The sequence below is a fragment of the Pseudoxanthomonas sp. LjRoot204_2 genome (assembly GCF_056175765.1).
The window spans coordinates 1-5,689 of the sequence record NZ_JBGFFG010000221.1 but is presented as its reverse complement, the minus strand read 5'-3'; the positions used below and the strand labels follow the sequence as shown (position 1 = coordinate 5,689).

At 70.3% G+C, this 5,689-nt stretch carries 4 protein-coding genes; 2 read left to right on the top strand and 2 right to left on the bottom strand.

Features of this window, described 5'->3' with window-relative positions; translation table 11 throughout:
* On the top strand, positions 1 to 1,280 hold a 1,280-nt coding region (locus tag AC04L7_RS11370), incomplete at its 5' end, for a glycosyltransferase family 4 protein (RefSeq protein WP_475513033.1).
* On the opposite strand, the gene AC04L7_RS11365 is transcribed toward AC04L7_RS11370, so the two are convergent.
* Positions 1,277 to 2,866 carry a hypothetical protein gene (locus tag AC04L7_RS11365; RefSeq protein WP_435997059.1) on the bottom strand — a complete coding sequence of 530 codons (1,590 nt, stop codon included), beginning with the start codon at positions 2,864 to 2,866 and terminating at the stop codon, positions 1,277 to 1,279. The two genes, AC04L7_RS11370 and AC04L7_RS11365, sit on opposite strands and share 4 nt — an antisense overlap.
* Before the next feature lie 17 nt (positions 2,867 to 2,883).
* Positions 2,884 to 5,040: a RelA/SpoT family protein gene (locus AC04L7_RS11360; protein WP_435997057.1), complete on the bottom strand. Its 2,157-nt coding sequence runs from the start codon at positions 5,038 to 5,040 to the stop codon at positions 2,884 to 2,886.
* A gap of 71 nt (positions 5,041 to 5,111) precedes the next feature.
* On the opposite strand from AC04L7_RS11360, the gene AC04L7_RS11355 reads away from it, so the two are divergent.
* Positions 5,112 to 5,660, top strand: coding sequence for a hypothetical protein (locus tag AC04L7_RS11355; protein ID WP_475513032.1), 549 nt, complete (start codon positions 5,112 to 5,114; stop codon positions 5,658 to 5,660).
* Positions 5,661 to 5,689: the final 29 nt, after the last annotated feature.

Genomic DNA, 5,689 nt, shown 5'->3' with positions numbered 1-5,689 from the left:
TCGTCTGCCAGCCCGCGTCGCGGGTCGTCCATCTGGAGGGCGTCACCTCCGGCACGGACACCGGCAGTGGAACGAAGGCCTACCAGGTACGCAACCGCGGCGTGTTCGCGGCGAAGTGGAAGGACGCGCTGGTGCAGCAGCCACGTGCCGGCAGCCTGCCGAGCGCCGGCTCGGTCGTGCGTCCGCGCCGCCAGGTCCTGATCATCGATGCGGAAACTCCGCGCCCGCACCACGATTCCGCTTCGCTGCGCCTCGTCAATCTGATGCGCATGCTGGTCGACGAGGGCGTCCACGTGGTGTTCCTGCCTGCCGACCTGCGCCAGGTCGAGGGCGATACGGCACGCTTGCGGCGACACGGCGTGGAAGCGTGGCACGCGCCGTTCGCGACACGGCCCTCGGCATGGTTGCGCGAACATGGCCCGCGCTTCGACGTGGTGATGCTGTCCCGCCACTACGTGGCAGCCGAGTTCCTCCCGCTGGTGCGGCGTTTCGCCCCGCAGGCGCGCGTGGTGTTCGACACCGTCGACCTGCACTTCCTGCGCGAACTGCGCGGTGCCGAGTTGTCCGGCGACGCCGGCCTGCGACGCGCCGCCGAGCGCACGCGCGATCGCGAACTGGCGCTGATGCGGCAGGCGGATGCCACGCTGGTGGTCAGTCCTGCCGAGCGCGAGTTGCTGTCCACCCTGCTGCCCGCCACCGAGGTCGAGGTCCTGCCGAACCTGCACGAACTGGCGGACACCGGGCTGCCGTTCGGGCAGCGCAAGGACCTGGTCTTCGTCGGCGGCTTCCGCCATCCGCCCAATGTCGATGCGGTGTTGTGGTTCGGGCGCGAGATCTTCCCGCGCATCCAGGCGCGGCGACCCGACATCCGCTTCCATTGCATCGGGATGGCTCCGCCGGCGGACGTGCTGGCGCTGCAGGCGCAACCGGGCATCCTCGTGCACGGGCATGTCGCCGACATCGGCGGCTACATGGACGGCGCGCGCATCGCCCTGGCGCCGCTGCGCTTCGGTGCCGGCGTGAAGGGCAAGGTCAACCTGAGCATGGCGCACGGCCAGCCGGTGGTGGCGACCTCGTGCGCGATCGAAGGCATGCACCTGACCCACGGGCACGACGTGCTGGTGGCGGATGACGCGGACGCGTTCGCCGAGGCCGTGCTGCGCCTGTACGACGATGCCGAACTCTGGGGGACGCTCTCCGAACATGGCCGCGACAACATCGCGCGCCACTTCTCGCTGGACGCCGCGCGCGACACGGTACGGCGCATCTTCCAGCGCTAGGGCGTGGCCGCCTGCGCCGTCCGCACGCGCGCGTCGAAATCCTCCAGCCCGGCGAGCGCACCGTCCAGGCGTCGCGCCTCCTGCAACGCCTGGGCGGCGAACGCCACGTCCCCCATCCCCAGCCGCTCCGTTCCCACGGCAATCCATTTTTCCGCCAGGCGACGGCGCGCATCCGCCAGTGCGGCATCCCGCGGCTGCAGGGTCTGCCACGCCTGCAGGCAGGCCTGTGCGCGCCGGACGCGGTTGGCGCGCAGTTCGTCTTCATAGCAGGTACGGACGGCGGGGAGCAGGCGCAGCGCCGCCTGTTTCACGACAGCGTTGTCCGGCGCGAGCGCCTGTGCCGCACGCAACGTGTCGTACGCACTGTCGCCGGGTGGGGTGAGCCACTGCCCCTGCGCTTCGGCTTGTGCCATGCGCTCCAGCAGCGCCTGCACACGCCGGTCGCGCTCGCGTGGCGCAAGCGACGGCGCAGCGCCCTGACGCTGCTGGGCTTCGCGGGCACGGGCGACAGACTGCTCCGCCTGTACCACCCGCGACGACTGCGGCGCCAGTGTGCGTGCAAGCGCGAGTTCGCGTTCCGCCTGCATGAAATCGAAGTCGCCCGCTTCGCGTTCAGCCTGCCGAGCATGGGCAATGCCCGTCTGTTCGAGCCCCTGCCGCGCCGCCGCGTCATCCGGCACGGCCGCCGCCACGGCTTCATAGGCCGATCGCGCCGCCGACAAGCGCCCGCGCGCCAGGTCCCGTGCACCCGCACGGCGTCGTGCATCGACCGCCGCCGCCAGCGCGGCTTCCGCCTGTGGAAGATCGACGTGTCCAGGATCGAAGGTGCGCGCCGCCGCGATCCTGCTGGCCGCCTCGCCCAATTCACCCCGCTGCAGCCGCTGTCCAGCTTCCTGCAACAGGTCGGACAGCGCGTCCTCCCGACCCTCCAGGGCTTCGAGGCGCGTGGGCTGCAGCGCGAGCACGCGCTGATACAGCGGCAACGCCGCGTCATCGCCTTCCGACAGGCGCTTGTCCGCGTGCGCACGCGCCGCGGCCGCAAGCAGTCCATCGACGCCGGCATGCGCCGCTTCCCGGGCGCGCAGCCTGGCGGCCAACGCGTCCGCGTCCGGTCGCGGCACGTGGAGGTCGCGTGCGAGCGCCAGGTGCATGCGCGCTTCGTCGAACCGGTGGCGCTGCAGGGCCGAATCCGCCGCGCGAAGTGCCGCTTCCGCGACGCGACGCAGGCCCTCGGCCGCTTCGGTGCGGTCGTTGTCCATCGCCTGGGCTGCCTCGTACAGCTGCCGCGCGCCCGTCCCGTCGGCGGCATTCAGGCGGCCGGCCTGCAGCGCCTGGTCCGCCTGGTCCAGCAGGGACTGKACGCCGGTCTCGGGCCATAGCAGGTCAGCCAGCGGCTGGCGCAGCGCCACCAGCGCCACCGCCAAGGCGAGCACGATGCCCGCCACCCAGCGCCAGTACCGCCGGTCGCGCCACGCCGGCATCGGGATACGCCGCGAAGGCGGCACGGATGCGTCGACGCGCTCCCAGTCGATGTGCGGTTCGATGCGTCGGCTTCGCCCGGCGTCGTGGTGGTCTTCGCGGGTCACGCCCGCAGCATACCCACTCAGCCTGAACGTCGTGCGTCTTCCACCCCGGGCAGCGCGTCCAGCTTCCCGAGCAGCGTCGACAGCTGGCCGAAGTCGGCGACCTTCAGGCGCAGGCGAAGGTGGACGCGGCCATTCGCGCGGTTGCCCTGGCTGTTGATGTCCAGCACGTTGGCTTCTTCCTGCGCGATCAGCGTGGTGATGTCCTTGAGCAGCCACTTGCGGTCAAGCGCGGTGACCTGCACGTCCACTTCGTAACCGCCGCCCGCCTGGCCCCACTCCACCGGCAATACGCGCTGCGGGCTCGTGGCCGCCAGCCGGGCGAACGCCGCGCAGTCGGTGCGGTGCACGGTGACGCCACGCACGCGGGTCAGGTAACCCGCGATCGGCTCGCCCGGTACCGGCTGGCAGCAGCGGGCGAGCTGCACCAGCAGGTTGCCGACGCCCTGCACGGTGAATTTCGACTTGCCGGGCCGGGCGACCCTGCGTGGAGGCCGCAACACCGGCAGCGAGGAACCCTCCGGCTCCGCGGGCGCACGCTGTTCTTCATGCAACGCGCGACCCACCTGGTGCGGGCCCACATCGCCCAGTGCCACCTGGATGTAGAGCTCGTCCACGTTGTCGGCATGGAACTTCTTCGCCGCTCCCGTGAGGTCGGCATGGTGCAGGCCCAGGCGCTTCAGCTCCTTTTCCAGCAACTCGCGCCCGGCCTGCAGGTTGCGGGCGCGATCGAGCTTGTGGAACCACGCACGCACCTTGTCGCGCGAACGCCCGCTGGCGAGGAATCCATTGGCCTGCAGCAACCAGTCGCGGCGCGGTCCGGGCTCCTTCGATGTCAGGATCTCGACGCGGTCGCCGCTGCGCAGCACATGGTTGAGCGGCACGATGCGGCCGTTGACCTTGGCGCCGCGCGTGCGGTGGCCCACCATCGTGTGCACGTGGTACGCAAAATCCAGCACGGTGCCCCCCTGCGGCAGGTCGACCACTTCGCCTTTCGGCGTCAGCGCGTACACCCGGTCCTCGACCAGTTCGGCATCCAGCTCCCCCGCCAGTGCACCGTCGCCGCCCGCGCCTTCGGCCGCTCCGTCCAGCAGCCGTCGCATCCAGGCGATCTTGCGGTCGAAGGCATCGCCGCCGGCCTTGCCTTCTTTGTACTTCCAGTGCGCGGCCACGCCCAGCTCGGCCTGCGCATGCATCTCGTGCGTGCGGATCTGCACTTCCAGCGTGCGGCCCTCGGGGCCGACCACGGCGGTATGCAACGACCGGTAGTCGTTGGCCTTCGGGCGCGCGATGTAGTCGTCGAACTCACTGGGGATCGGCACCCACAACGCATGCACGATGCCCAGTGCGGCATAGCACGCGGCGACATCGTCCACGGCGATGCGGACCGCGCGCAGGTCGTAGAGCTCGTCGAAGCCGACCTGCTTGCGCTGCATCTTCCGCCAGATGCTGTAGATGTGCTTCGGCCGGCCACTGATGTCGGCATGGATCCCGTGGTCGGCGAGCGCCGCGCGCAACGCATCGATGACCGCACCGATGTAGCGCTCGCGGCCGACGCGCTTTTCGTCCAGTTGCGTGGCGATCTGCTTGTAGACCTGCGGCTGCAGGTACCGGAACGCCAAGTCCTCCAGCTCCCACTTCAGCTGCCAGATGCCCAGGCGATTGGCCAGCGGCGCGTGGATGTCGCGGGTCAGTCGCGCCAGTGCCTGGCGATCGGATTCGGGCAGGGCGCCCGCGGCCCGCATGCGGGCGAGCTGGCGGGCGAGCAGGATGGTGACCACGCGCAGGTCGCGCACGATGGCCAGCAGCAGGCGGCGCAAGCCTTCGGTGCTGGCGCCCCGGGTCTGCTCCGCATGCAGTGCCCAGACCTGCGCCGCGGCCACCTGCCCTTCCAGCAGGTCGGCCAGGCCGGGCACCTGCGCACCCGCCGCACGGCCGACGGCCGCCTGCAGCCCCGGCGCCCCGTGCAGCAGCGCCGCCAGGATGACGTCGCCGTCGGCGCCGAGCATGGCCAGCGTATCCAGCGTGTCGTCCAGCACCCCGATGGCATCGGGCATGCCGTCCTGCGCACCGGCCGCCGTCGCCGCATCGGCGAGCGCGTGGCGCAACGGGGCAGGCAGCGCTTGCAGGGCCGGCCGTCGCAGCAGCGTCGCGATGTCGTGGGCGGGGGGAACCATGGACGTACGGAGAGGCGACCGAGCGTCGCCGGAATGACTACACTAACGGCCAGTCGACCGCAGGAACAACCATGAAGATGAGCCGCTTGTTTCTATCCCTGGTACTGGCGAGCGCGCCGCTGCTCGCCTTCGCTCAGGACGCCGCATCCGACGCGCGCTTCGGCAACCTGCGCGAATCGATGAGCGCAGAGGAATTCAAGGCCGCCGGCCTCGACAAGCTGAGCGATGCCGAACTGGCCACGCTCAGCGCGTGGCTCACCCGCAAGGTGGGCAGCGAAACCGCACGCGCCGTCGAGYAGGTGCGTCAGGAGACCCAGGTCGCCGTCACCCAGGCCAAGGCGGATACCCGCAAGCAGGTGGAACAGGAGAACCGCGGCTTCTTCGACTTCGGCTCCGACGAGCCGATCAAGAGCACGCTGGAGGGGGAATTCAAGGGCTTCGCCGAAGGCAAGCGCTATACGCTGGCCAATGGCCAGGTGTGGGAGCAGATCGAGTCCGCCAGCCTGCAGGGCGTACGCAAGACGAATCCGGCCGTCACGATCAAGCCCGGCCTGTTCAACAACTGGTTCCTTCGCATCGACGGTTACAACACGGCCGCCAAGGTGCGCCGCGTCAAGTAAACGGATTCATCCGCGCAGCGCCTGCAGGC